The 25,710-nt window shown below is 69.0% G+C and carries 26 protein-coding genes; 7 read left to right on the plus strand and 19 right to left on the minus strand.

The features are described from left to right. The first annotated feature begins 344 nt into the window (after positions 1–344). Positions 345–950 carry a hypothetical protein gene (locus ACWEIJ_RS36135; RefSeq protein WP_449841749.1) on the plus strand — a complete coding sequence of 202 codons (606 nt, stop codon included), beginning with the start codon at positions 345–347 and terminating at the stop codon, positions 948–950. 423 nt (positions 951–1,373) lie between these two features. On the opposite strand, the gene ACWEIJ_RS36140 is transcribed toward ACWEIJ_RS36135, so the two are convergent. After that, positions 1,374–1,802, minus strand: coding sequence for an ATP-binding protein (locus tag ACWEIJ_RS36140; RefSeq protein WP_449841750.1), 429 nt, complete (start codon positions 1,800–1,802; stop codon positions 1,374–1,376). 113 nt (positions 1,803–1,915) lie between these two features. Here ACWEIJ_RS36140 and ACWEIJ_RS36145 point away from each other — a divergent pair, with 113 nt between their 5' ends. After that, positions 1,916–2,146 carry a hypothetical protein gene (locus ACWEIJ_RS36145; protein WP_449841751.1) on the plus strand — a complete coding sequence of 77 codons (231 nt, stop codon included), beginning with the start codon at positions 1,916–1,918 and terminating at the stop codon, positions 2,144–2,146. Positions 2,147–2,571: 425 nt separating this feature from the next. Here the strand turns inward: ACWEIJ_RS36145 and ACWEIJ_RS36150 are convergent, their stop codons facing one another. Next, positions 2,572–2,949 (minus strand): helix-turn-helix domain-containing protein, encoded by a 378-nt coding sequence (locus ACWEIJ_RS36150; RefSeq protein ID WP_449841752.1) that lies wholly within the window; start codon positions 2,947–2,949, stop codon positions 2,572–2,574. A gap of 966 nt (positions 2,950–3,915) precedes the next feature. Here ACWEIJ_RS36150 and ACWEIJ_RS36155 point away from each other — a divergent pair. After that, positions 3,916–4,323 carry a nuclear transport factor 2 family protein gene (locus ACWEIJ_RS36155; RefSeq protein WP_449841753.1) on the plus strand — a complete coding sequence of 136 codons (408 nt, stop codon included), beginning with the start codon at positions 3,916–3,918 and terminating at the stop codon, positions 4,321–4,323. A 368-nt stretch (positions 4,324–4,691) separates the two neighbouring features. On the opposite strand, the gene ACWEIJ_RS36160 is transcribed toward ACWEIJ_RS36155, so the two are convergent. The 8 genes from ACWEIJ_RS36160 to ACWEIJ_RS36195 form a co-directional block, all read right to left on the minus strand. Continuing rightward, positions 4,692–4,958 (minus strand): metal-sensitive transcriptional regulator, encoded by a 267-nt coding sequence (locus tag ACWEIJ_RS36160; RefSeq protein WP_077011095.1) that lies wholly within the window; start codon positions 4,956–4,958, stop codon positions 4,692–4,694. A 114-nt stretch (positions 4,959–5,072) separates the two neighbouring features. Further along, a complete protein-coding gene (locus ACWEIJ_RS36165) occupies positions 5,073–5,951 on the minus strand; it encodes a sulfite exporter TauE/SafE family protein (RefSeq protein WP_449841754.1) in 879 nt (292 codons plus the stop codon). A gap of 4 nt (positions 5,952–5,955) precedes the next feature. Further along, entirely contained in the window at positions 5,956–6,528 is a 573-nt protein-coding gene (locus ACWEIJ_RS36170; RefSeq protein ID WP_449841755.1) for a rhodanese-like domain-containing protein, read from the minus strand. Beyond that, positions 6,525–7,910: an MBL fold metallo-hydrolase gene (locus ACWEIJ_RS36175; RefSeq protein ID WP_449841756.1), complete on the minus strand. Its 1,386-nt coding sequence runs from the start codon at positions 7,908–7,910 to the stop codon at positions 6,525–6,527. Before ACWEIJ_RS36175 ends, ACWEIJ_RS36170 begins: the two co-directional genes overlap by 4 nt. 13 nt (positions 7,911–7,923) lie before the next feature. Beyond that, complete coding sequence (locus ACWEIJ_RS36180) at positions 7,924–8,241, minus strand: rhodanese-like domain-containing protein (protein ID WP_449841757.1); 318 nt, start codon at positions 8,239–8,241, stop codon at positions 7,924–7,926. 410 nt (positions 8,242–8,651) lie between these two features. Next, complete coding sequence (locus ACWEIJ_RS36185; RefSeq protein ID WP_449841758.1) at positions 8,652–8,813, minus strand: DoxX family protein; 162 nt, start codon at positions 8,811–8,813, stop codon at positions 8,652–8,654. Further along, positions 8,807–9,025: a DoxX family protein gene (locus ACWEIJ_RS36190; protein WP_449841759.1), complete on the minus strand. Its 219-nt coding sequence runs from the start codon at positions 9,023–9,025 to the stop codon at positions 8,807–8,809. The genes ACWEIJ_RS36185 and ACWEIJ_RS36190 overlap by 7 nt, the downstream gene beginning before the upstream one ends. After that, positions 9,025–9,570 carry a hypothetical protein gene (locus ACWEIJ_RS36195; RefSeq protein ID WP_449841760.1) on the minus strand — a complete coding sequence of 182 codons (546 nt, stop codon included), beginning with the start codon at positions 9,568–9,570 and terminating at the stop codon, positions 9,025–9,027. Before ACWEIJ_RS36195 ends, ACWEIJ_RS36190 begins: the two co-directional genes overlap by 1 nt. A gap of 282 nt (positions 9,571–9,852) precedes the next feature. Between ACWEIJ_RS36195 and ACWEIJ_RS36200 the strand changes: the two genes are divergently transcribed. Beyond that, positions 9,853–10,461: a TetR/AcrR family transcriptional regulator gene (locus tag ACWEIJ_RS36200; protein WP_449841761.1), complete on the plus strand. Its 609-nt coding sequence runs from the start codon at positions 9,853–9,855 to the stop codon at positions 10,459–10,461. Positions 10,462–10,513: 52 nt separating this feature from the next. Here the strand turns inward: ACWEIJ_RS36200 and ACWEIJ_RS36205 are convergent, their stop codons facing one another. Then, positions 10,514–11,014 carry a thiazolylpeptide-type bacteriocin gene (locus tag ACWEIJ_RS36205; RefSeq protein WP_449841762.1) on the minus strand — a complete coding sequence of 167 codons (501 nt, stop codon included), beginning with the start codon at positions 11,012–11,014 and terminating at the stop codon, positions 10,514–10,516. Between ACWEIJ_RS36205 and ACWEIJ_RS36210 the strand changes: the two genes are divergently transcribed. Beyond that, positions 10,982–12,196 carry a DUF1800 domain-containing protein gene (locus tag ACWEIJ_RS36210; RefSeq protein ID WP_449841763.1) on the plus strand — a complete coding sequence of 405 codons (1,215 nt, stop codon included), beginning with the start codon at positions 10,982–10,984 and terminating at the stop codon, positions 12,194–12,196. The genes ACWEIJ_RS36205 and ACWEIJ_RS36210 overlap by 33 nt on opposite strands. Then, positions 12,193–13,404 (plus strand): DUF1501 domain-containing protein, encoded by a 1,212-nt coding sequence (locus ACWEIJ_RS36215; protein WP_449841764.1) that lies wholly within the window; start codon positions 12,193–12,195, stop codon positions 13,402–13,404. The genes ACWEIJ_RS36210 and ACWEIJ_RS36215 overlap by 4 nt, the downstream gene beginning before the upstream one ends. Before the next feature lie 65 nt (positions 13,405–13,469). On the opposite strand, the gene ACWEIJ_RS36220 is transcribed toward ACWEIJ_RS36215, so the two are convergent. The 7 genes from ACWEIJ_RS36220 to ACWEIJ_RS36250 form a co-directional block, all read right to left on the minus strand. Beyond that, entirely contained in the window at positions 13,470–13,727 is a 258-nt protein-coding gene (locus ACWEIJ_RS36220; RefSeq protein WP_449841765.1) for a methyltransferase domain-containing protein, read from the minus strand. Positions 13,728–13,789: 62 nt separating this feature from the next. After that, positions 13,790–15,043, minus strand: coding sequence for an MFS transporter (locus ACWEIJ_RS36225; protein ID WP_449841766.1), 1,254 nt, complete (start codon positions 15,041–15,043; stop codon positions 13,790–13,792). Further along, the gene (locus ACWEIJ_RS36230; protein WP_449841767.1) at positions 15,036–16,220 is read right to left on the minus strand and encodes a cytochrome P450 family protein; all 1,185 of its coding nucleotides are present in this window, start codon (positions 16,218–16,220) and stop codon (positions 15,036–15,038) included. The genes ACWEIJ_RS36225 and ACWEIJ_RS36230 overlap by 8 nt, the downstream gene beginning before the upstream one ends. 9 nt (positions 16,221–16,229) lie before the next feature. Next, positions 16,230–16,883, minus strand: coding sequence for a DUF5825 family protein (locus ACWEIJ_RS36235; RefSeq protein ID WP_449841768.1), 654 nt, complete (start codon positions 16,881–16,883; stop codon positions 16,230–16,232). Next, positions 16,867–18,762, minus strand: a complete 1,896-nt coding sequence (locus ACWEIJ_RS36240) for a RiPP maturation radical SAM C-methyltransferase (protein ID WP_449841769.1) — start codon at positions 18,760–18,762, stop codon at positions 16,867–16,869. The genes ACWEIJ_RS36235 and ACWEIJ_RS36240 overlap by 17 nt, the downstream gene beginning before the upstream one ends. A gap of 78 nt (positions 18,763–18,840) precedes the next feature. After that, positions 18,841–18,987 (minus strand): hypothetical protein, encoded by a 147-nt coding sequence (locus ACWEIJ_RS36245; RefSeq protein ID WP_449841770.1) that lies wholly within the window; start codon positions 18,985–18,987, stop codon positions 18,841–18,843. Beyond that, positions 18,984–20,750, minus strand: coding sequence for an alpha/beta hydrolase family protein (locus tag ACWEIJ_RS36250; RefSeq protein WP_449841771.1), 1,767 nt, complete (start codon positions 20,748–20,750; stop codon positions 18,984–18,986). The genes ACWEIJ_RS36245 and ACWEIJ_RS36250 overlap by 4 nt, the downstream gene beginning before the upstream one ends. A 742-nt stretch (positions 20,751–21,492) precedes the next feature. On the opposite strand from ACWEIJ_RS36250, the gene ACWEIJ_RS36255 reads away from it, so the two are divergent. Continuing rightward, complete coding sequence (locus tag ACWEIJ_RS36255) at positions 21,493–23,103, plus strand: hypothetical protein (protein ID WP_449841772.1); 1,611 nt, start codon at positions 21,493–21,495, stop codon at positions 23,101–23,103. A 165-nt stretch (positions 23,104–23,268) separates the two neighbouring features. On the opposite strand, the gene ACWEIJ_RS36260 is transcribed toward ACWEIJ_RS36255, so the two are convergent. Next, positions 23,269–25,707 carry a CHAT domain-containing protein gene (locus tag ACWEIJ_RS36260; protein ID WP_449841773.1) on the minus strand — a complete coding sequence of 813 codons (2,439 nt, stop codon included), beginning with the start codon at positions 25,705–25,707 and terminating at the stop codon, positions 23,269–23,271. Between the last annotated feature and the right edge of the window lie 3 nt (positions 25,708–25,710).

The following is a 25,710-nucleotide window of genomic DNA, read 5'->3' on the forward strand; positions in this document are numbered from 1 at the left end:
CGCCGGGGCTTGTCCGAGCCCGTGGTCTTCATAAGGACATCCTTCCAGGGGCAAACCCCTGATCTCAGATGTCCGTCAAAACGGGTCAGGCCCACCACCTGCCGGCCGTCGACGCACACGGACACCTCGCCCAGCAAAGCGATCTCCACGGCCATACCCGCTCCCTGGCCCGCCATCTGCCTCGGCTCAGGAGTAGCGCACTGACCAGGCCAATGCAGAAACCTGGCAGCAGTTCACACGAACGGTCGCCCACCGTGAAACCCGAGGCGGTCCGAGCGAGGTCGCAAGGGGGCGGGCCGCCTCATCTGACCGCACAACGACCATCGATCAAAAGAGGCGTGGACATGGCATCGACAATCAGACGGGCGATCGGCCTGGCGGCTGCCGGCGCAGCTGTGGTGGTGGGGCTGACGGGCGCTCCGGCTTTGGCAACCACACCTGACCACAACACCGACGAGGGAACGGTGGGTGTCGTCAGCACGAACGCTCGTGTCGAGCAGGACGTCCAGGCCGTGCTTCGGCTGAACCCCGGATCGCACCGGATCACCACCAACGTCGTCGAGGTCGGCAAGGGCGTCAGGATCAGCGTGCCGGTACAGGTCAACTCCGTTCTGGGGTGTGCCACCCACTGGCTGTGCCTGAGCGAACACGCCAACTTCGGCGGGTACCAGATCAGCTTCGAGGCTTGCCGCAACGAAAACCTCGGCAACTACCACATGCCGGACGGGCGGTCGTGGAACGACCAGGTGTCGTCGATCAGAAACGCCCAGTCCGGTGGCGTGCAGTCACGCTTCTACAACTACTCCGGCAGTGGCGATCCGAACGACTCCAGGAACTGGAACTTCGTCATCGCCCTGAACTCCGGCCACTACCTGCGTGACCTGTCGAGGGACACCTCGGCCGACGGCGGCAACGCCAACGACAAGATCGACATTGTGCACGTCTGCTGACAGCTGTCATGGCGGTGACGGGGGTTCTCGCCTCCGTCACCGTCGCTCTTCACGCGACCAAAGAATGATCAATCCTCTGGGCTTGTTCTCGAAGCATCGACCACTGTGGACTCAGGTCGTGGTCGAAGGGTGTGAGCTGTCGACCGGCATCGCCAGGTGGCTGCAACGGTGTGAGACGACGTCGGTGACCGCTGGCCGCGGTGTGGTTTCCGGCTCCGTGAGGGCCGTGGTCAGGCGCGTGGAAAGGTTGAAGGGCACGACCGCGGCCGACCCGAGGAGAGGGGAGGTCCGTCTGACCGCAGGTCAGTGCGGATCGCCCGGTGGTAGCACCGGCCGGGACCAGTCCAGGCCGTGTACGCGGCGGTCGGCTGCCCTGCCTGCGGAGCCGAACCGACGTAGTCGTCGACGACGGGCTCGACCGGATCAGCCGCGCCCGACCGGACTCAACGCCCGGCAGTTCATCTCCGCCCACACGACCTTGCTCTTCGCGGTCACGTCGAAGCCCCAACCGCGGGCCAGCTGATCCACCAGAACCAAACCACGCTCACGTTCCCGGTCCGGACAGGAGGCTCGTAGCCGGGGGAGATGCGTCCGGGCACCGTCTTCAACGTCGATGTGCAGTGCCGAGTTCGGCAGTTGGCACACGCGGAGGCCAATGGGCGGCGTGCCGTGGTCGTAGGCGTTGCTGACGAGTTCTGTGACAAGCAACTCGGCGTCTTCCACGCAGTCAGTGTCCAGATGGGACAGTGCTTGCCGCACAGACCGCCGCAGATCGCCGAGCGGTGGCGTCGCATCGCTGCTCAAGTCCACGTTCAGGATCAACCCGCGATGCCCGTTGGAAGACGCTGTCACAAGTCCCTCCGTCGTCTCGGTGCGTGCACGGGCAATAGGTCGTGCACCCGATTGCGGCCGGTCAACACGCATTACGAGCTGTCACTCGCGATGGCGCGCAGTACTGTCAGGTGATGACCGATGAACAGGGCGGCCCCGCACTCGGGCCGACGCTGTCCGAGTGGCTCAAAGCCCGCGAGGAGACCGCACGCCATCTGGCCGCAGGTGCCACGCCACCCGTGGACGCGCAGTGGGTCCAGCTGCTCGCTGACCTGCTCGCCACGGAGCGTTCGTGGCAGGACCAGTACACCGATCTCATCGCACTTGGCAGTGCGGGCGGGCAGTTCCCCCCGTCCAACCGCTGAAGCTCGCCGATACCCAACGATGAGAATGATCTTTTGCCTTGTCCCCGAACAGCCGTCCTGGACGAACCTGTTTCAGGAACCGGTGCCGACCCAACGAGGTTCCGCAGAGCGCTGAGATCGCATCCGGCTCACGTGGGCTCCCCGCGTTCTGCGCCCAGCGCGTTCGCATCGATCCTTCCGGCGACAACCGCTTCGGCGGCGGCGCGAGTGGTGGGCCGCTGATCGAATTCCAGTAGATCACGACGGAGGAGCCCGCGGGGCGGGGGTGCCGCTGAAGGCGGCGCCGTCGAGGCCGACTTCGAGGCAGGAGGGCACTGCGAGACAGACCTCCTGCGCCACGTCGTCGGCCTACGCGGCAGGCTGCGCTGTGGGAGCGCAAGGGCTACTTCGAGAAGCGCTTCGGAAGGCCTGCGTCGGCAGCACGGTCACACGCCTTGCAGGGGCGGGTACGGCTCGTCGGGGTTGTGCGGGGGTGGCGTCTGCGTGTTGAGGCTCCTGGCTTCGTGGAGCTGGTCTTCCAGTGTGACGATCCGGCAGGCGGCGTCCAGGCCGATGCCCTCGTCGACCAGTGCGCGGACTCGGGCGGCCAGCCGGAGCTGGGTGCGCGAGTACCGGCGATGTCCGCCGGCGGAGCGTTGCGGCTCGATGAGTTTCGCTTCGTCGAGGCTGCGCAGGAATGCCGCGCTGGTGCCGAGCATTTCCGCGGCCCGGCCCATGGTGTAGGCGGGGTAGTGGTCGTCGTCGAGGTTGTCGGCCGCGGTGTGCGGCTGGGTGGGTTCTGGCTGGGGTGTCTCTGGGGTCATCGTGCCTTCGCATCACGAGGGGCCCCGGTGCGCGATAGCACCGGGGCCCCAAGGGTTTGCGGGTTTCACTTCCATCAGCCGGCCGTGAGGCCGACTCCTTCTGTCCGCATGACGTACTGCGGGGATCGTTGCTTGTGCTTAACCGAAGACCACCTGCCAATCACGATGGAACTGCGGTACCCGCCCGGCGGAGTTCAGCCTGAAGCGGGCGATCCGATGGTGTGCAACCCTTCCCTTCTCCTCTGGTACCTGACTCTTCTGTTCTTGCGCGGCCGTCGGCGCCGGGCCTGTTGCACCCGTTGTTCATGCTTGCCGACTGGCCTCGGCGGCCCGCCGGGGCCAGTTCTGCAGATCGGCTCCGGCAAGCCACCGTCTGGCACTTGCTGCGGTACTGCGTCTTGCGCTTGCGGCTGTCGGCTCCGGGGTCGTGCGTACTGCGGTCCTGCTTCCGGTACTGCTCTGCCGACTGCCCCTGGTCGTCCGCCGGAACCCCTTACTGCTGGTCGGTTCCGGCTCGTTCGACCGTCCTGCTCTGACTCACGGGTAGTTCGTCATCTCCCGTGCCGATATGACGTTCTCTTTCTCAAAGACGTGGAGAACCCTACATGCCGGAGGAGGTGAATGTCTACCTCGGCGAGTGCAGATTTGCTCGACCAGGTGACATAGGCCTGTTGGCCGCGGCCTGTGCCGGTCGCCGACACGGCGCGCGTGGGTCACATCCGGCCTGTCAGCGAGGTGGGTGTTCGACCAAGTTGCGGCCGCCGGTGCCGAAACCGGAGGGTCCGCCCGTCGATGCGCTCGGAACTCATCAGATGTCGTCCTCCTCCGCTTGTCCGGCCGATTAGGCGTACCAAACGGTTGTACTAACCGAGTGGTACTGCTACTTTTGCACGCACCGAAGCCGGAGCCTCCGCATCGGTCGTGACCCCTTGAAGGGCGACGATGACTGACACGACAAGGACACTGATGACTGACGACGAGACGGCAGTCCGCGCCGCGTGCACGGCCTTCTCCCAGGCGATGCAGGCGTTGGATCTCGAGGCGCTGAAAGATCTGTGGGACGACGGCTACGAGCACCTGGTCTATCAGCCGGAGGAGATCGAAGCCGCCTTCACGACGTGGGACGCGATCGTCGACTACTGGCGCCGGCTTCCGGCAGTCGTCGACCGGGTCGAAGGGCGTGAGTTCAGCAGCGACGTTGCTGTGCTCGGCGATGTCGCGCTCGTCTACTGGAGGGGCCACACCACGGTCGAGTTCAAGGACTCCAGCGAGTCGCTCGCCGGCGACTCACGGCTCTCGGCCGCTCTGCGCCGGACTGACGCTGGTTGGCGATTCATCCATTGGCACGAGTCGCGCCAACTCGTCGTCGGGTGAGGGCAGGACCACGGGTACGGGAGTTCCGCAACTGTCCCGCGGGGACGCGGGTTTCGCTGAGCGCCTGCACGGGCTGGTGTTCAACAAGCTGCGGACCGACGACGAGGTCATCGTCGTGGTCCGCGGTACAGCGGCGTACGGCCGGAAGGTCGTCGTCCTTTCCGGGCGGCCACGTTACGTGTGAAGCGGCCCTCTTGTCTGCTCGGCAGAAGGAGGGTCGGTTCGCTCTGTCCGGCGTCCGTTCCCGCCCGGCTGTGACAAGTGCACTCTCTGGCCGGGGCACCTTGGTGTTCTGGTTGGGACAGTCAGGAGTTCTAGCCAGGACACTGGCGACCGGCCGGTGTCGACCGGCGCGGCGGCAGGTCCGCTCAGGCCAGGGAGAGGAAGAGCTTTTCCAGTTTCGCCCGGTCGAGGGTGTTGCCGTTCTCACCGGCGGTGATGCACTGCTCCAGGCCGGTGGCGATGATGGCGAAGCCGGCCTTGTCCAGGGCGCGTGAGACGGCGGCGAGTTGGGTGACCACGTCCTCGCAGTCCCGGCCGGCCTCCAGCATCCGGATCACGCCGGCCAGTTGGCCCTCGGCGCGGCGCAGTCGCTTGATGACGTCGCCGACGACCTGGGCGTTCTCCAGTTGCATGCCGCTCATCCTCTCCTCGGCGCCGGGGGGGGGGGGGGGAGATACCCCGGCGGGTACTGCAATGGTGCAGCGCCGCGCGGGCCGTGGACATTCCGGGCCCGCGCCGCGTCCGGCTCACGTCCCGGCCGTCGCACGGGATCCGGTGGTGCCGATGCGCCGCAGAGGGCAGCGGGGTGCGAACCCCAGGCAGGTGGCCACGGCGACGCCGATGCCGGCGACGGCGAGGAGCGCGGGGACGCGCAGCTGGTCCGGGGCCTGCTGGGCCAGCACGAAGGCTCCCGTGGCCAGCACGAACCAGCCGAACCCCCGGCGCAGCGCGTCCGCCGGGATCCGGGCCACCAGCCGGTTGCCGATGAGACTGCCGACGACCGCGGCGGCCGTGATCGCACCGGTGAGCGCCCAGTCGATCGGCACCACGGCCAGGTAGCCGGTCAGTCCGGCGGCCGACTTCATGGCGATGACCAGCAGCGAAGTGCCGACCGCGACGGACATGGGCAGGCCGCCGAGCAGCGCCAGGGCGGGGACGACGAGGAAACCGCCGCCCGCGCCGACCAGACCGGTGATCAGGCCCACGACGGTTCCGTCCAGGAGCACCCGGCCCACCGGCAGGTCGGTGGGCGCGGACGCCGGGGCGACGTGCCTGCGGCCGCGCAGCATGGCTGCGGCGGTGGCGACCATCATGACCGCGAACGCGGCCAGCAGCAGCCGGCCGGGCAGGTGGCCGCCGACCAGTCCGCCCACGAACGCGCCGGCCATGCCCGCGAGGCCGAACAGCAGGCCGGTGCGCCAGCGGACCCGTCGCGTGCGGGCGTGTCCGAGGACGCCGACCGCCGAGGTCACGCCGACGACCACGAGGGAGGCGGCGATGGCCTCCTTGGCGTTCATGCCCGCCACGTAGACCAGCAGCGGCACCATGAGGATCGACCCGCCGCCGCCGAGCAGGCCCAAGGCGATCCCGACGACGACGGCGAGCGCGACGGTCAGCGTCAGCATCGGGTCACCGGTCCCCGGCGAGCAGGTGGAGCTGCAAGTCGCCGCGGCGCCGGTTCCACGGCATCCTGGCCAGGACCATGCCCAAGGCGCAGGTGTTCGACACCGCGGCGGCGACCAGCCCGGCGCCGACGAGAGCCGCCAGCCACTTGGCCTGAGGCACGGCGACGCTGGCGAGCACGGCGGCGAGGACCAGTGCGCCGGCCACGAACCGGACCTGGCGTTCCAGTTCCCACTCCGGCCGGCCGCGGTCGAGTTCGCCGCCGGTCCGCTCCCAGTCGAGGATGCCGCCGGCCAGCACCGAGCTGGCGCCGAGGCCGGCTGTGGCCAACGCCTCCTGAGCCCGGCCGGCGCGCAGCCCCGATCGGCAGACCAGGACGATGTCCTGGCCGCGCAGCAGCGGGCGGAGGTCGTCCAACCGATGCTTGAGCACGTCCAGCGGCACGTTGACCGCGCCGGGGATGTGCCCGGCCTCGAACTCCGCGGCCGTGCGGACGTCGATCAGGCGTGGGGTGGGGCCGGCGTCGCCGAGACGTTCGCGCAGCGATGGGCTGTCGACGGTGCCGAAGTGCTGCGTCATGCGCGGATCTCCTGGTGCTCCTGGGCGGAGGTGAGGGGGAGACCGGCCGGGCGGGCGTTGTCGAAGGTGTCGTCGATCGCGACGACGTCGATCCCGTGCGCGTCGAGCAGGGCGGCCACGACACCTGCGCGGTAACCACCGGCGCAGTGCACCCAGACCGGGCCTGCCGGGATCTCGTCGAGGCGGTCGAGCACTTCGTGGATCGGGATGTGCGTGGAGCCGGTGATGTGCTGTTCGGCGCGCTCCTGGTTCCGGCGCACGTCGAGCACGACGGTCCCCGGGTTCCGGGCCGACTCGGCGGCGAGGTCGGCGAAGGTGGCCGTGTGATAACGGCGCAACGGCGCGCCGCCCGCCCAGTCCTCTGGCCGGCCGGTGGCCATCGCGGCCGGGCGGTCGATGCCGATGCGGACCAGTTCGCGTTGCGCCTCCGCGACGTCCTCGGGGGTCTCGCCCAGCAGCGTCACGGGCGTGCCCCAGGGGATGAGCCAGCCGAGGTAGGTGACGAACTGTCCGTCGAGTCCGAAGTTCACCGTGCCCGCGACGTGCCCGGCCGCGAACGCGGTGCGGCTGCGCAGGTCGACGACCCACTCGTGGTCCGCGATGCGGCGCCGAAGTTCCGCCGGGTCGGCCTCGGCCGGCGGTGAGAGATCCGGCCTGCCCGGTCCGGCGGAGTTCATAGGGGCCATGTGCGCGTAGTACGCCGGGTACGCGTCGAGCCCGGCGAGCAGTTCCTCGACGTAGCTGTCCAGGTCCTGGGTCAGTGCCGGGTTGGACAGCTTCTCCTGGCCGATGGTGCCGGCGGTGGCGGCGGACTGGGTCGCCGAGCAGAAGCTGCCGAAACCGTGCGTCGGGTAGACGGCGGTGGCATCGGGCAGTTCGCTCGCCAAGCGGCGGGCCGAGTGCCACTGGGCGTGCGCCAGCGCGTCGGTGTGGTCCGGGCCCAGCAGGTCCGGCCGGCCGGTGGAGCCGTGGAGCAGCGAGCCGCCGGTGAAGACCGCGAACGGTTCACCGCCCTCCGACAGCGCGAAGGACAGGTGGGTGTGGGTGTGGCCCGGAGTGTGCAGAACCAGCACCCACATCCGGTCGCTGACCTCGACGACGTCGCCGTCGCGCACGCCGACCCGCTCGAAGGAGACCGGGTCGTCGGCGTTGAGCAGGTACTGCGCACCCACCTCCCGCGCGAGTTCGCAGCCACCGGTCACGTAGTCGTTGTGGATGTGGGACTCGAAGACATGGGTGATGCGCACGCCCGCGGCCCGCGCCAGGCCGAGCACCCGGTCGTAGTCGCGCTGCGGGTCGACCACCATGGCCACCTCGCCGTCGTGGGCCAGGTAGGTGCGGTCGCCGAGTCCCGGCGTGTCGACGGGGAGGACGGTGATCATCGGTTCGCTCCCCTCATGCCTTCGCGGTCTCGACGGGACGGCCGGAGCCGATCCAGGCGCCGGTGCCGCCGAGCACGTTGACGGCGTCGATCGCGACGGCGCGCAGGAGGTCGGTGGCCTGCGCGCTGCGACCGCCGGACTGGCAGATGACGTAGACGGGCCGGTCATCGGGCAGCTCCGCAACGCGGGCGGGCAGCACGCTCAGCGGCACGTTCCGGGCGCCAGGGACGTGACCCGCGCGGTACTCGCGGGCCTCGCGGACGTCGAGCACGAAGGCGTTTCCCTGGGAGAGGCGGGCGGCGAAGCCGTTCTGGTCGATCTCGGAGGTCACATCAGCTCCTTGAATTCCTGAAGGTCGGATACCCCAGGGGGTATATCTGAAACGTAGCACAGGTACCCCCGGGGGTATCTGTGACCGCGGTTGCGGTCCACGAGGCCGTCCACAACCTTGAAGAAATCGGCGGCCCCTTCATCGGCCGCCTGGACTCCGTGGTCGACCGCGAGGTCGCCGGGTAGTTCTTCCCGCCTGCGGAGGTCTCAGCTCTCGCAGCGAAGCCGCCGCGCGTCCGGCGCCGCTCCTGTTCACGGCAGCGCCCGGTGGCCGGTCGAACCCGTGACGCACCGCGCGGGGCCGCCGCGGATGAATGGCCACTGTGGACTCAACTCTGGGGCGCCACACCCGACGGCGAAGTGCAGCGGCGTGATGGTCGTCCTGGGTGATCACGTCGACCTTGCGTCCGTTCAGAACGCGTATGGTCCGAAGCGTCCCCACACCACGACGGCCGCGAGCGCGGCCAGGACGACGTTCATGGCGATCTTGGACCCGGCTGACTCTCGCGCGTGGGCCACGATGGCGCCGAGCATGATCACGATGATGCCGGCGGCCGCGAGCGGGCTCAGCACCGGGCGATTCCGGCGAGCGGCGGAACGATCAGGCCGATGGCGCCGAGAACCTCGACCAGGCCGAGGAGCTTGAGGCCTGAGGCGGGGAAGGAGTTGACCCATTCGCCCATGGGGGCGACGAGTTCCTCTTTCGGCTTGGCGATCTTCGGCAGGCCCGCGCTGAGGAAAACGGCGGCCAGCGCTGCCTGCAGGACCCAGAGCACGATGTTCATCAATTGTCCGATCTGCGTTGAGGATGGAAGGGGTCAGGCCGCGCCAACAGCCGTGCTGTTGTGTTGGCCGGCGGTCCTGGCGCTGCGCAGGCCGAAGACGGAGACCGCCGCTCTCCGCAGCACCATGGCCGCCGGGGCGACGAGCGCGTGCGGTAGGCGTCCAGCACCGCGCCCGGTGAGGCGGCGATCCCGCACACCGCGGAAATCCCGACCGCCGAGCCGAACTGGGTGAACGTGCAGAACAGCCCGCTGGCCAGGCCTTGCTCCTGCTCGGCCACGCGGTCGGTCGCCGCGATGGTGAGCGGACCGCAGGTGAGGGCGAAGGCGATACCCGCGAGGAGCAGGCCCGGGAACATCGCCGCGTACACGTAGCCGCTCATGCCCCACGCCGCGGTGCCGGTGGTCGGGCCGAGCTCGGCGCGGATGGTGGGGACGGCAACGGCCGGCATGGCGACATCAATGCCGCCGAGGAAGATCGTGCCGCACAGGACGAGCAGCAGTGCCCGTGCTCGTCCGCCAGTGCGGGCTGCGGGGATGGTGAACACGAATGCGCTCGTTACCCGTTGATGGCCTCACCCTGCGGCCAGACACCGGGCTTCGACGAAGGGGCCATCGCGCGGGTCGGCAGCAGATCCTTGATGCGGGACACCGGTGAACAGTCCCAGATCAGCGATGCTCACGAACTTTTGATCAGTCATCGTCGTCCTTCAGGGGGCTCGACCGCCGGGGAGGCTCCGGTGCACGAGAAAGTAGCAGTACCACTCGGTTAGGACAACCGTCTGGTACGCTTAATCGACACCAGGCCTGCGGAGTGAGGACGGCAGCCGATGAGTTCCGAGCGCGTCGACGGGCGGACCCTCCGGTTTCAGCACCGGCGGCCAGAGCTGCTGGCCGCGGCGACCGAGTACGTCCTCGATCACGGCATCGCCGGCCTGTCGCTGCGTCCGGTGGCCCAGGCGCTGGGGGTCACCCATGCGACGCTGCTGCGCCACTTCTCGTCGAAGGACGAGCTGATCAAGTGCGTAGTGGACAAGATCCGCACCGATCTCTTCGCCCAGGTGGCCGCCGACAGCGAACTCCAGGAAGCCGGGTCGACGGCAGAACTGCTGAGGATCACCTGGCGACGGCTTTGCGAGCCGAAGGAGCAGCGGCAGTTCCTGCTCCTGTTCGAAATGGTCGCCAGCAGGGGGTGGCAGTCGGGCGACGGCGGGGAGCTCACGCAGCCGATGCTGGACGACGTCGATTTCATCTCCGGGTGGCTCAGGCAGGACGGGTGGGCACCCGAGGACGCGTCCGCCCTGGCCACCCTCCTCCTGGCTCAGATACGGGGGCTTCAGCTCGATCTTCTCGTCTCGGGAGACCGCGCGCGGGCCGATCGGGCGTTCGAGTTCGCCCTCGCTCTCCTCGAACCCCGGACGGGGCCGAGCGCGTCCTGACAGCGGCTGGACCACTGCCGACACGGATGCGGTCGGCGCGCACGGAAGGGCATCACCGAGGGAAGGGCTCCCCGCAGCCGTAAACGCAGGGCAGGGCCCCAAGCAGACCTGCGCATTGCTCCGGCCACACGCTTGACCGGCAAGTTGGTGCTTGAGGACGGCCAGCAGTGCCGGACGCGGCGTATGTCCGTTGTGGACGTCGCGATGCAGCGGCAGCGCCACCCGGCGGTGGAAGTCCGCCGGGTGGATGCTGGCAGCAGCCGGACGAGCTGCCACAGGAACAAGAGTTGCCGGACTCCGGCAGTGCGACGGCGTCTCTCATCGAGGTCACCGCGATCTCGCGGAGGTCCAGATCGTCCACCTCGAACGTCAGATCCAGCACGTGTTTTGCACCTTTGGTGTGGGAAGGCGGTGCCGCGAGCTTCCTCCACCCGTTGGAGCGGGCCTTGAGCCTGAGCGAATCCTGAAAGAAGGCTGTGAACGGTGGCCCCGCTGTGCGGAAGGGAACATGCTGCGGGCCATGGACGAACGCATGGCCGTGCGCAGGCTGCACGACCGCCTCGGCTTCGGCCCTCGGCCAGGCGACCTCGACCTCGGCTTCGACGCGACTCTCGACCGCCTGCTCGGCCCGGCCGCGCCGGACGGACCCGCTCCGCCGCAGCTCACGCCGCTCGACAAGAAGGCGACCCAGCAGCGTGCCGACGACGAGAAGAAGCTCGTGCTGTGGTGGCTCGACCGGATGGTGGCCACGACCACGCCGGCGGTCGAGCGCTTGACGTGGTTCTGGCACGGGCACTTCGCGACCAGCGAACAGAAGGTGCGCAGCCCGTTGCTGATGCTGGCGCAGAACCAGACGTTCCGGCAGCTCGCGCTCGGCCCGTTCGCTCCGCTCGCGAAGGCGATGATCACCGACCCGGCGATGCTCGTGTGGCTTGACGGCAACGCCAACCGCAAGGGCACGCCGAACGAGAACCTCGCGCGTGAGTTCATGGAGCTCTTCACCCTCGGAATCGGGCACTACAGCGAGAACGACGTGCGCGAGGCCGCCCGTGCGCTGACCGGGTGGACGGTGAAGCGCGACGGCGGCACGCAGGCGCAGTTCGCCGCGAACCGGCACGACAGCGGCGAGAAGCAGATCCTCGGCCAGAAGGGGAAGTTCGACGCTGCCTCGTTCGCCGACCTCGTGCTCGCCCGGCCGGAGTCGCCGAAGTTCGTCGCGTCCCGGCTGTGGGCGCGACTCGTGTCGTCGGCGCCGCCGGGTGACGACGTGCTCGGCAGGCTCGTTGCCGCGCAGGACGTCCGGTCGTCTCTGCGGGCGATCGTGACGGAACCGGCGTTCCGTGATCCCGCGACGACGCTGGTGAAACAACCCGTCGAGTGGCTTGCCGGGCTGATGCGCGCTCTTGGCGTTCGTCCATCCACTTTGGACGAGCAGGCGCAGGCGAAGCTGCTGAGCGGATTGCGTGGCATGGGCCAGGTGCCGTTCCAGCCGCCGAGCGTCGGGGGCTGGGCGGCCGGTGGCGCCTGGCTGACCACGGCGTCGGGTGTGTCGCGCCTGCAACTCGCCCAGCTCGTGACGTCGCACGCCCAGCTGGCCGGCTCGGACCCCGGTGCGGTGCTCGGCGTCGACAGGTGGTCCGACCGCTCCCGTGCCGCGTGGCAGAGCGTGGCGTCGAACCCCGCGCAGGCGGTGGCCATCGCCGCGTGCGCACCGGAATACGTGGTGAGCACATGAACAGGATGACCCGGCGCCGGTTCCTCGCGTTCTCCGGCGTGACCGCCGCGGGCGCGCTCGCGTTCGGCGCGACCAGGGTGAACTGGGACGACCTGATGAGCGCCGCGGTGCACGACCCACTCGACCCGAAGGCGGGCGTGCTCGTCGTCGTGACCCTCTACGGCGGCAACGACGGCCTCAACACCGTGGTCCCGGCGTCCGACCACGCCTACCAGGACGCCCGGCCCGACCTCGCGTACAAGCCCGAGGAGGTGCTCGACCTCGGCGACGGCCTCGGCCTCAACCCCGGCATGAAGGGCCTGAAGGGGTTGTGGGACGGACAGGGTCTCGCGATCGTGCGCGGCGTCGGCTACCCGACGCCAGACCACAGCCACTTCCGTTCCATGGCGATCTGGCAGACGGCGTCGCCGAAGTCGTCCGTACCGACCGGCTGGCTGGGCCGGTGGCTCGACGCGACCGGCGCGAACCCGTTGCGGGCGCTGTCCGTGGAACCCGTGCTGCCACCGATGCTGGCGGGCGCGCAAACCGCCGCCGCGTCGTTCCCGCTTGGCGGCCTCGCCCTGCCGAAGGGCCGGCTCGGCGAGGCGTTCGCGATGCTCGGCAAGCCGGTCACCGGCGAGGAACCGTGGCAGGCACGGGCGTCGAAGTCGATCGCCGACCTGCACGAGGCCGTGAAGGTGTTCGGCGCGCACAGCAGCAAGACGGACAAGACGAGCAAGACCGGCGCCCTCGCTGGGCAGCTCGACCTCGTCGCGTCGCTGATCGAGGCGGGCGTGCCGACGCGGGCGTACTCGGTGTCGCTCGGCGGCTTCGACACGCACGCCGACGAACGCGGCACGCAGCAACGGCTGCTCACCGAGCTGGACGGGGCGTTGACGAAGTTCGTCGAACGCATGAAGAAGACCGACCGGGGTAAGCAGGCTGTCGTGCTCGTGTACTCGGAGTTCGGCCGTCGCGTGCAGGCCAACGCCAGCGACGGCACCGACCACGGCACGGCCGGGCCGGTGTTCGTCCTGGGGGACAAGGTGAAGCACGGCTTCTTCGGCGCGCAGCCGAGCCTGTCCGACCTCGACAACGGCGATCTCAAGCAGACGACCGACTTCCGCGACGTCTACGCGACCGTGCTCGCCGACGTTCTCGGCACCGACCCCGGCAAAGTCCTGCCTGATCACTCCGGCCGCGTCGACGGGCTGTTCACGGCTCAGTGATCAGTTCAAATGGCCTTGGAAGTAGTTTCGGCACGCACAATTACAACGAGCACCGAACTCACCGATCACTCGCCGCCGCAGCACCCTGCGAGTCCGGCCGCAGCCTCCGGACGGACGACCCCGGTCAGCTCACTCAACGCCTTGGGTCGATCCATGTGCAGCAACGACTCGAACGCCCACGCGGCACCGAAATCGTCGACACCGAACGGCAGCTGCACCGCGTCGGCCGCACGAATGTCGCCGGCCGTTCCCGCCGGTACACCGGCAGGCGGGGTGGTCGTGCCGCAGGCCGGGTGACCCGGTTTTGGTACCCCAGGCTTCACCCATGATCAACCAGGGCGTCGACCGGCCACTCAGGGGTCAAAACTCAAGCCGGCCTTGGCGATCACCTCGAAGTGATCTCCTTGCGGGTGAGGCCGAAGGCGAAGGCCAGCAGGAGAAGGGCGCCGGTGGCGAGGAAGACGGTGGTGGGGCCGAAGCGGTCGGTGACGAAGCCGGTGGCGGCGACGGACACGGGGAACAGGCCCAGCGCGCAGAAGACGATCGCGGACATGGTGCGGCCGAGCAGTTCGGTGGGAGTACCCCGCTGAACCACGGTGACGATCATGACGTTGGTGACCGTGCTGGCGGCGCCGGCCAGGAACAGGAACACGAGTGCCCCGGCGATGCCGGCCAGCGGCACGATGAGCACTGACAGCGCCATGACCACACCGCTGCCCATCGCGACCGCGCCGCGCCGGGTCACGCCGGTGAGGCCGGCCGCGACCAGGCCACCCACCAGACAGCCGGCGGTGAAGGTGGCGACCAGCGCGCCGAGCCCGATCGCACCGGAGGAGAAGTCCTCGGCGGCGAGCGCGGGCAAGGCCACCCTGGACATCCCGCCGAACGTCAGGTTCGCGACCACGGTGACCACCAGAACGTTGCGCAGCAACGGAGATTGACGCAGCAGCGCGAAGAAGCCGCGGGGGACACCCGAACCGCGCGGCGGGGTGGCCCGGTCGCGCAGGCCGGCTCCGATCGCGGCGAGGAACCCGGCGGACACCAGGAACGTGGCGGCGTCGACGGCGAACGCCACGGCCGGACCGGTGGCCACCACCAGCAAGCCCGCCACTCCTGGACCGGCCAGGCCGGCGGCGAAGGTGACGGTGCTGTTGAGCGCCATGCCGGCGGTCAGCTGTTCGGCCGGCAGCAGGGTCGGGGTGATGGCCCAGGCGGCCGGCTGGAACAGCCCTGCGAACAGGCCGAGCGCACCGGCCAGCGCTCCGATGAGGACCAGCCGCGCCGTTCCCGGCGGGCCGGTCACGGCCAGCACTGCCAGGACCACGCTGAGCAGGCCCCTGGCCAGGTCGGACACCATCATCACCCGCCAGGCACCGAACCGGTCGGTGCACAGCCCACCCAGTGGCGTGGTGACCAGCCGGCAGAGGCCGTAGGCGGCGACCACCAGGCCGAGCTGCCGGTTGTCCCCGCCGAGCGTGTAGACCAGCCAGGGCAACCCGACGACGTGGAAACCGTTGCCGAACTCCGAGATGGACTCGGCGAGGAACAGGTAGCGGAAGCCTCGGGTCCGCAGCGGCGCGAGGGACAGCGCAGGTCTGTGCCACCACCGGGTCGCGGTCTGTTCGGGCGTGTCAGCCATGGAGCGCCACCGGGAGCGACTCCAGGCCGCGCAACATGATCGTGTTGCGCCACGGCAGATCCCGTACGTCCGCAGTGATCGCCATGTCCGGGAAGTTCCGCAGCAGCACCGACAGTGCCAGTTCGGCTTCCAGCTTGCCGAGGAACGCACCCAGGCAGCGGTGGATGCCGTGGCCGAATGCGAGGTGGCCGGGATCGCCGCGATCGAGCCTGAGCTGGTCGGGTTCGGGGAATCGGGCCGGATCCCGGTTGGCCGCGCCCAGTGACAGCAGCACGAGTGCGTCGCCGGGGATCTCCGCGCCGCTGACCAGCACCGGTTCCGTGGTGAAACGCAGGGTCGCCATCCGGACCGGCGACTCGAAGCGCAGCAGCTCCTCCACCGCACCGGGCATCGCCTCCGGCCGGGTTCGCAACCAGGCCGCCTGCTCCGGCTCCCGCAGCAGCGCGAGCATCGACGTCCCCACCAGGTTCACCGTCGTCTCGTGCCCGCCGATGAGCAGCAGGAACACCATCGCCACGATCTCCCGCTCGGAGATCTGCCCTTCGTCGCCCGCGAGGATCAGGTCGCTCAGCATGTCGGCGCCCAGGTCCGTGCGGCGGCGGGTGATCAGGGCGGACAGGTACTCGGTCATCTCCGTCATCGCCTGCTCGAAACCCAGCTCACCGCCGTCCGTGAGGATCGCCGTGGACCACCTCCGGTAGCTGTCGCGGTCCTCGGCCGGGAACCCGAGCAGCTCGCAGATGATCATCACGGGGAGCGGGAAGGCGAAGTCCCGCACCAGATCTGCGGTGTCCTTCCCGGACAGTTCGCTGATCAGGTGGCCGATGATCCGCTCGATCATCGGGCGCATCCTGGCCACCTGGCGCGGGGTGAACGCACTGTGGATCAACTGGCGCAGCCGGGTGTGGTCGGGCGGATCGCTGTTGAGCATGTGCACCACGTCCGCGCCGAGCTCGAGCCCCTGCACCCTCCGGCTGGCCAGCGCCTGTGCCCGTCGCACGTCCTGGCGCAGCCTCGGATCGGCGAGCCCGGCACGAACGTCGTGGTAGCGGGTGACGATCCAGATCGGGACGCCCTCCGGGGTCTGCACCGTCGACACCGGTGAGGCCTCGCGCATCCGCGCCAGCGTCGGGTACGGATCGACGACGTACGGCGGCAGGGTGTCGGCAGCTGACATTCGGGTCTCCTAGACGACCAGCGGTGGGAAGGGCCAGCGGTGGACGCGGGACGGCAGCCACCACACGTGCCCGGCGTGCTCGGCGACCAGGTCGGCGGCGGCGAGCTCGGCGAGCACGTCCGGCGCGATCTCGTGGACCGGCACGCCATCGGTCATCGCCTCTATCGCGGCCAGGTACCGCGGCTCGTCGATGGTGAACATCTCCAGGGTGCCGCGGCGCCGGTCGCGCACCTCGGTGAAACCCGGCCCCCTGCGGAAGACGCATTTGCACGGGAAGAACGTGTCCCGCCAGGTGTCGGTCACGGCGGTCGGCGCGCCGAGCACCTCCTGCGGCGGGTGCAGGTGGGCGTAACGGTCAGCGCACCTGTACCCGTCCGGGCACCGGGCCCGCCACCGGACCTCGATGCCCGCCACGGTGAGCTCGCGGACCAGCATCAGCGCCCCGGCCGCGCGTGCGCCGGCATGCGCGCACAGGTCGACCGGTTCGCTGATCTCCACCGCGCGAACGCCTTCGCTGTAGAGCCGTTCGACCCACCGGCGACGGTCGGTGTCCAGCTCGCGGACGCCGAGAGCCATTCCCGGCAGTGCCATCGCCTCCGGGTGGTGGTCGCGCCAGGCCAGCAGCGACGCCGCCGGCCCGGTCCAGTCAGTCGCCGACAGCATGGAGCCTCTTCCGCGCGGTCGAGTGCCGATGTGCGACGCGTTGCAGGACCTGGTTGTGCGCCTCGACAGCGACCTGCAGGTAGCGGCCGTCGTCGGTGAACACCAGACCCAGCCGTGCCCAGCCGGCCAGCAACGCGCGGACGGTCGCGAGGTCGGCGCCGGTCTGTTCGACCAGTGAGCGTTCGGTACGTGGCTGGTCGAGCAGGCCGAACACCGTGCGATGCAAGGGAGAGGTCAGCTCCAGCACCGTCCAGTCGTACTCGGATCGCTCGCTGACGAGCACGATCCGGTCCGTCAAGTCGGTGAACGTGAGCCTGCTGAGCGGGAACCGGTCCGTCCACTCGTCCAGTGCCGCGGCGAGCCTGCCCGCGAGCTCCTCACCGATGCCTCGCGGTGGGGTGGCGAAGAAGTAGGCGAGATCGGCCAGTTCCTCGTCGGGCAGGCGGTAGAGGTCCTGGTACTGCGGAGCCGGCCTCCTGTCGGCGAAACCCAGCTCCGGCCGGTCGAAGTAGGGGCTGAACCGCTCGAGGACGATCCGGTTCGCGCCCAGCGGCGGGTCGAGGTGGTGCAGCATCGACAGCTGCTCGAGGATCGAGGTGTAGTCCTCTTCGGACTCACCGGGAAACCCGTAGAGGTAGTTCCAGCTGGTGGTGACGCCGGCGCTCTGCGCGTCCCGCAGCGCTCGGACGTTCTGGCAGCCGCTGACTCCCTTGTCCATCAACCGCAACACGTGTGTGCTGAGGTTCTCGACGCCGGGCTGCACCTGCACCACGCCGGCATCGGCCAGCTGCTGGAACTGGTGGCGGCGCAGGTTGGACTTGATCTCGAAGTGCAGCCGGAGCTGGTAGCCGGACTCGGCGAGCGGGCGCAGGACGCTGTCCAGGTAGCCCATCTCCATGATGTTGTCCACGACGACGAAGTCGAGCAACTGGTGCCGCGCGGACAGGCTCAGCAGCTCGGCCAGGAACTCAGCCGGCGGCTTGCTGCGGAACTGCATGAACGACCCGTTGAGCCCGCAGAACGTGCAGTGGTGCTTCTCACCCCACCAACAGCCGCGCGAGCCCTCCACGACCAGCGTCGGCTCGATCCAGGTCGCCGCGACCGACTCGGCGAGACGGTCGAAGAAGCCGTCGAAGGTGGGTGTCGCCATGGCGGCGGGCGGCAACGGGTGATGCGACATCGGATTGGCCGTGGAGACCCCGCTGCCGTCGCGCCAGCACAGCCCGCCGATGCCCGAAGGCTCACGGCCCTCCGCCAGGGCGCCGAGTAGTTGCGGGAACGCGGCCTCGCCCTCACCGCGCACCACGTAGTCCAGGAACGGGAAGTTGCGGTGCAGAGCGGCACCCTGAACCCCGTCGCAGTTGGCGCCGCCGAAGACCACCCTGGTCTCGGGCGCCCGCCGCTTGAGCAGCCGAGCCACCGCCAGGCTCGCGGTGTTCTGCTGGAAGGTCGTGGTGAACCCGACCAGGTCCGGGGCGTCGGCCAGCAACCGGTCGGCGAGCCACGACACGAACCGCGGCGCGACCGCCCGCAACGCCTTGGTGACGGCGATCTGTTCCGGCGAGGCCCCGGAGTCGGCGAGCTGCGCCAGGAAGTGCTCGTCGGAACCAGGCCGGACCTCGCCTTCGTAGAGCGCGCCCGAGAACACCCAGTCGCCCGCGCACTGGAAGTACGACTCCGCGGCGTAGTACTCGTACTGGGCCGCGCCGAACAGTTCGCGCAGATCGGTCTGCTCGTGGACCCAGTCGACGAAGTCGAGATTCGCGTAGCGGACACTCACCTCGTGCCCGGCGCGTGCGGCGACCGTCTGCGTGATACCCAGTGCGAGCGACGGCACGTTGATCGCACCCCATGGCATGTGCACCAGGAGCAGACGCATGGGCTTCCCTTCGCGTTCGTGGTTTCGGGTGCCGTCCGGGGCGCGGCCGTCGCCCCATGACGACACCGTCAGCCGGGACTACTTGCGGGGTTCCGCGGTTGCGCTCGGCGGGGTGACCGCCACGGGTACCGCCTTGTCCAAGTCGACCTGGAACCTGACGATGACCGCGCCACGGTCCCGCTCACTGCTGCTGATCGGGTCGTTGCGCACGCTGCGCCTTCTCATGTCTCTGCACCTCCTTCCCCTGTCTTTTCTTCTGTGAACCCTGACGGCACCGGACCGGCCAGGGCGTCGCGGGCGAAGGAGAGCATCAACGCCAGTACCGCTGTGTGGTCTGCGCTGTCCCGGCTGTGGTGGCCCTCGCCGATCCAGGCCAGCTCGTGCCGGACTCCCCGCCGTGCCAGGGCTTCCGCGTAGCGGCGCACCGGCTCTGCCGGGCACTTGTCGTCAGTCGGCGAGGCGACGAGCAGCACCGGGCAGCGCACAGAGTCCACATAGGACATCGGAGAGGCTCGGAGGTAACGGTCCGGCACCTCCGCCGGCGTGCCGCCGAACAGCCGTTCGTCCATCTCCCGCAGCGCCGGGGTGGTGGCGTGGTACGCGGCGGGATAGTCGGCGATGGGGAACGCGGCGAGCGCCACCGCCCACAGGTCCGGCTGGGCGCCCGCGGCCAGGAGCGCCAGGTAGCCACCCCACGAGTAGCCGGAGAGCCCCACCCGGCGCGGATCGGCGACTCCCTCGGCGATCAGGTGGTCCCGCACCGCGCCGAGGTCCTCGATCTGGGCCAGGCCGGCCCGGTGCCCGCAGCCGTCCCTCCACGCGGCGCCGTACCCGGTGGAACCCCGGTAGTTGGTGCGCACAACGGCGAACCCGGCCCGGACCAGCACCTCGACGCGCGGATCGAAGCAGTCCCGGTCGTGCGTGGCCGGTCCGCCGTGCACCAGGAACAGGGTGGGCCACGGTCCGGTGCCGTGTGGCGTGGCCAGGAAGCTCGGGATGTCGCCGTACGACCGGCTCGTGGCGATCTCCCTGCGGCGCGGGGCATCCGGTGGGGGAGCAGGACGTGGCACCGGCTCATTCGCCCTGGCCGGGTCCATCGTCAGGACTTGGGGCGGAGTGTCGGCGTTGCTCCACAGGCAGTGCATCAGTCCGTCCGGCGCGCAGGACACCTCCAGCACTGTTCCGTCCGGAATGGACAGTGTCCGGCTTCGCCGTGCGGCCAGATCGACCAGCCGCAGCGTGCTGCGTCCGGCTCGGTCCTGCTGTGTCAGAACGCGGTCCCCGTACCACCGGGCGGAGATCTCGGTGTCCGCCGCCGTCCAGTCCTCGACCCGTACTCGGTGCCCAGGTTGCCGCGTGGCCAGGAGGTACTCCTCGCCGCGCCGCAGCACCAGGAGGAGCCGCCCGTCGGGATGGAGCTCCATGGGCCACCACGACTCGCCCTGCCGCACCGGCAACCGGGTCAGCACGCCGTCCGGCGCGCACAGGCACACCGCGTCCGGACCGTCAGGCCGTCCGGCGAGCACCACCAGGCCGTCCGCGGTCATGTCGACCAGTTCCAGGTGGCCGGGTACCGAGACGAGGTGCCGGGCCTGCCGCCCTGGCACTCCGACGTACACCTCGGTGCGATCGCCGTCCCCGACCGCCACCGCCGCGCGAGAACCGGTGCTGTCGAAGGCGATCCCGTGCATCCGTCCATCCGGCACACCGCCCATGGCGGCCTCGGCGACCCCGCCGTCGAACGGAACGCGTTGCCACTGCAACGCTTCGAACCACCAGACGTGCCTGCCGTCCGGCTCGATCTCGGCGAGGTCGACCCCGTCCGGCGACCCGGTCAGCACCTGGCCACGCTGCGCCGGTACGTCCCAGGCCAGCACCTGCGGCAGGCCGGCCACCTCGCCGATCCGCACCGCGCGTGTGCCGTCGAGCGAGGCGAACACCGGCACCCCCAACGCGAGGGCTTCATCAACAACGCCGGCCTGGTTCATGGGCGATCGAATTCCGGCAAGCTCATTCAGCACACCACCCGAAATCCGATTAACGGTGAACAGGTGAAAACATTGGCGAAGCAGCGTGAATTGCCGGTCGCCCAGCGAAGATCAAATGCTGCCCCCGTCCCCTCAACTGGCCAACAATGCGAAAATAGTCCACTTGTCTCGCGGCTGGCATCGCCCGTTCGGTCCAACCCCTGGTGCCCTTTCGCAGAGCCAAAAGAGCACGTCCTCGGACTGGGTGCGCTGGTTCGGGCCGGGATGGGCCGTCGATTGTTGCGCGGTGGGCTGGAAATAGCGCCGTTCATAGCGAAATTGTGTAGGCGGATCCGTTCTTCCAATGCCTGTCAATCGGCCCTCAGGTCGTGCTGCCTGCGGGGAACGAGCGCATGCCCACGAGGAGGCGGTGGTGGCGGAGCTCGACAAGATCCTCGGCACCTCATCGGTCAGGAACGCGTACCTGCCCTCGGCCGGCCCGGTCATCGTGCCGGCTACCTGACCAGGACCGGCGCGACTTCGTCGTGTCCTTGCTCCCGGCGGTCTGGGATCGTCGACGATGCGGCTGTCGCGCACGATGTTGTGCTGATGATCAGCGTGCTGAGGTGCGGGCAGTCGCAGCGCCCACTCGAAGTACCCCGATGCTGCCCTTGCCGTGTGCACGGGGTTCAAGGAGTTCCGAAGGAATCCCGACGATCCCTCGACCATCGTCCCCGCTGACGAAGCGTTGTGAGGGAGAATCATGTCCGTCGAACAGGGGAAGCGCAGGGCTGCCTTCGTATCACTGGTGTTGCTCGCGACCACTGCGAGCGTTCTTCAGCCGATGGCGGCGGACGCGGTCCCGATACGAGGTAGCACGGGATGGTCGGTGTTGTTGTGCAAGTTCGCCGACAAGCCGCAGGAGCCCGCGGACGCGCAGTTCTTCCGGGAGTTCCTCACCGACGTGGGGCTGGGGCTCGGTGGTCTGGCGGACTACTTCGCTGACCAGTCGGGCGGCCGCGTCACGCTCGGCGGCTCTGCGGTGCGTGGATGGTTCACCATGCCGCACACACTGGACGAGGAGCGACCGAAGAGCCGGGACGCCCGCATCCAGGACTGCGTGAACACAGCGGCGTCCGCCGGTTATGCCGTATCACCCGGACATCGCACCGCGGTGATGCTGAACGACTGGGTCGACTCGGGTGCGGCGGGAAGCCGGGTCGTCCTCGACCCCGGCGCCTGGAACGTGGGCTTCGCTGCGCACGAGATGCTCCACGGATACGGGCTGGGCCACTCGTTCTCAAACGACATGACGTATCAGAACGCGCCTTGGTCGTCCCCTGGTGAGTACGACGACCCGTGGGACGAGATGAGCGCCATGAACGTCTACTCCACACCGGCCGGGAGGTTCGGCGTCGGCGCGGTCGGACTCAGCGCCTATCACCGTGACGAGTTGGGATGGTTGCCACGCGGCGCGGTCCGGACGTTCGGTGCCGACGGCGTGGGCAGCGGCGTGGTGTCGCTGGTGCCGCTCGAGACGCCCGCCGCGTCCGGTCCCCGGCTGGTGCGCATTCCGTTCGATCCCGCCGATCCGTTCCACTACTACACGGTGGAATATCGCAAGCGGACGGGATGGAGCGCGGGAATCCCGGGTGATGTCGTGCTGGTGCACGAGGTTCGCGACGGAACCCCTTACCTGCAACGCAAGCTCGACGGCACGCGTGCGCTGGTTCAGTCGTTCAGTGCGAGCGGTGTGACGGTGACCGTGGGGGCGACCGGCGGTATCACTGCGAACGTCACCATCACCAGCGACATCATCGAACGGTGCTTGATGGGGTACGTGTGGCGCGAGGCCGGGCCTGGCGACAAGGTGTGTGTGACCGGCAGTGTCCGAACTCGAGCGTGGGCGGACAACGCTGTTGCGCCGTCTCGTTGGGTTGATGGGCCGTATGGGCCGCACACCTGTGTTGACGGCTATGTGTGGCGTGAGGCGTTTTCCGGTGACGATGTCTGTGTGACCGGTGATGTCCGGACTCAGGCTCGCAACGACAACGCCGCCGCGGCCTCCCGCCGCAACCCGGCGCGGTTCGTGTTCGGTCCCAACACGTGTCGGGCCGGCTATGTGTGGCGTGAGGCTGATGACAGCGACTACATCTGCGTGACCAGCGACGTTCGTGCGCGAGTGTGGGCGGACAACGCTGTTGCGCCGTCTCGTTGGGTTGATGGGCCGTATGGGCCGCACACCTGTGTTGACGGCTATGTGTGGCGTGAGGCGTTTCCCGGTGACGATGTCTGCGTGACCGGTGATGTCCGGACTCAGGCTCGCAACGACAACGCCGCCGCGGCGTCCCGCGTGGAACGTCCTGGGGGTTGAGGGCCTGGAGACGTTCACCGCCGGTCAGCTACCTCCCCCGGCCAGCCACTTCGCCGGTCGGGGGAGTAGTGCGAGCTCTCGCGGTCCGCGGAGTGTGGCGGACACGGCCGGTTCATGATCAGGTGCTGTTCCCTGAACGTCTACTGTGGACTTGGGCGGCGAGAGTCAACCCGCCCCGAAACACACGAGCGGTACCAGCGGTTTCACCTCCGAGGCGAGAGCGAGTGCCTGCGCGGGTTCGCTTCCGGCCACGATCGCCCTGTGATACTCCTTCATCACCGCGACCACGACGTCGTCAGGGATGCGCGCGACGCTGGAGACCACGGTGGACGTTCCGACGTACAGCATGGCTGCGGTGAGCCCGAGAATCTCGTCACCGGCACGCACCTGGGTCTGGCCGACGTCGCACGCGGACAGCACGACGTGCTTGGGCGCGTTGGTGAGTCCTTGCAGGTCGTAGGCGAGCAACGGGCCGTTGACCAGATCGAGCCGGGAGAACAGCACGTTGTCGGGCTCGTGGTGACCGTGTGCCGCGAGGTGGGCGACACTGACACCGTCCAACTGGCGCAGCGTCGCCTCGACGGTCGCGTCCTCGCCCGTCAACCGGGTGCTGGACGGATAGATCCGTGCCAACTCGTCCACCTCGGCTTCGGCTTGGAACAGAGACGGCCCCGCGACGAGAAGCTCTCCGCCGTCGCAGCCGATTCTGGTCGTGCGCCGGGCGGAAACCCACACCGACGCGGACGGCGCCACCGAGACGGCGCGGCCGCGGAGGTCCGGCAGCAGTCCCCACGGGATCGTGAACAACCCGGTGCTGGGGATGATCACGACGCGGGCACCGAGCAGGTCGTGGAACGGGTTGAGGAGGATTTGCTGCAGTTGAGCCAGGTGCCGGTTCGCGGACTGTCTGAGAACGGCGTTGATGTGTGCGGGCACGTGCCAACCGGACATCGCGTCCAGATCGCTGATCAGGCGCCGCACCGTCTCCGCGACGTTCCGCACGTCGCCGAGTTCTGCGAGCCTTGTTTCACCGTCGTGCAGGACCAGCGCGAACAACCGGTGGTCGTGATTGATGTAGCTGACCATCGTGCCGGGCAGCTCGTCGTGAACCAGCCGCAGTGACACCGGGACCGTGCTCTCGGAACACCCGTCCTGTTGCCATCCGCGTTCCCGCAGCTCGCGCTCGAGTTGTGCGACACGTGCTCGTTGGTTGACACGGTTGAGCTGCCTCAGTTCAGCGAGTGTCTCCCGCGTCTCGTCGTCGGTGGGTGGCCGCACCGGCCGAACCCGGAACGCCTGTGCGCGGCACCGCTCCGACCAGTCGAACACCAGCTGCGGAGATCCCTTGCGCAGTGCCAGATCCAGCCCGGCACGGGTGAGCTGTGCGCCCAGCAACGACACACCTGCCCTGAGCTCGACACTGCCGAAACGGCGGCGGTGCCGGTCGAGCAACCCGAGGCCGTAGCGCAGGTGCGTCAGCGCCGTGTTCCGCCTGCCGAGCGCACCGTGCAGTTCGGCTTGAACCAGCTGGCGCAGCAACCTGTTCTCCAGCGGCGCTCCTGGGCCAGGACGCGCGATCTGGGCTGCTGCGGGTAACGCCAGGCCGATCTGGCCGGCGGCGAGCAGCGCCCGCACCATCAGCAGCTCCGCGGTGTCCCCGTCATGACGCAGGCCCAAGCCGTGCAGCCGATCCGCCAGCTGGTTCGCTCTGGGTGCCAGCGCAGCCGGTTGCTTCGAAGTCATCAGCTCGACCTGCAGAGTGGTGATCTCCGCGATTGCCGCCCACGCGGCGTCATCGTGTCGGCGGAACCGTCGCGCCGCCCGGCGAGACCAGATCAGGGCGTCGCGGTGGTTGCCGACGGCGAGCGCCGCCTGTGCCTTCGTCAGCTCGGCCCACGCGTAGTCGACGCTGAACCGGTCGCGGCGGAACAGCTTGAACGCGGCTTCCAGTTCCCGTTCCGCCTCGGTGGCGAGCCCGGCTGCGAGCAGCGTCCGAGCCTTGTCCATCACGACGACCGGGAGGTAGTCAGGTCCGTGGAGACGGTACCTGGCAGCCGCCGCGTCGAGCGTTCGCAGTGCCAGCGGGATGTCACCGGACAAGAGGTGGCAATACCCGAGGTCGTGGTCCACCTTCGCGCTGATCAGGTGGTAACGGTTGGCCTCGGCGATCTCCTGGCAACGTCGCAGGTCCTCCCGTGCGAGTCGCACCTGTCCGATACCGAGCCGCAAGGTCGCCCGGTTCAGCAACGCGGTCGCGAGCGTGAAGTCGTCGTGCGTTCCGGACAGCAGCGGGACCGCCGCGTCGAACAAGGGCAACGCTTCGTCCGGGCGGCCCGCCCGTTGCAGCACAACACCCCGGTTCTGCAGGAGAATGCCGCGGTGCTCCGGCGCGACCAAGGTCTCGGCTTCGTCCAGCAACCGCAGGCCGGCGTCGGTATCGCCGTGCTCCGCCTCGGCCAGGCCCAGACTGATCAGCACGCGGCCGGCCAACCACCTGGGTTGGCCGTTCTCCGGCCAGCCGAGGAGTTTCAACGCCGCACGAAGCTTGCGGGCACCTGCTGCCGGACGTCCGCTGTTCGTGAAACCGGAGCCGATCTCGCGCATTCG

It is taken from the genome of Lentzea sp. NPDC004789, from assembly GCF_053601075.1.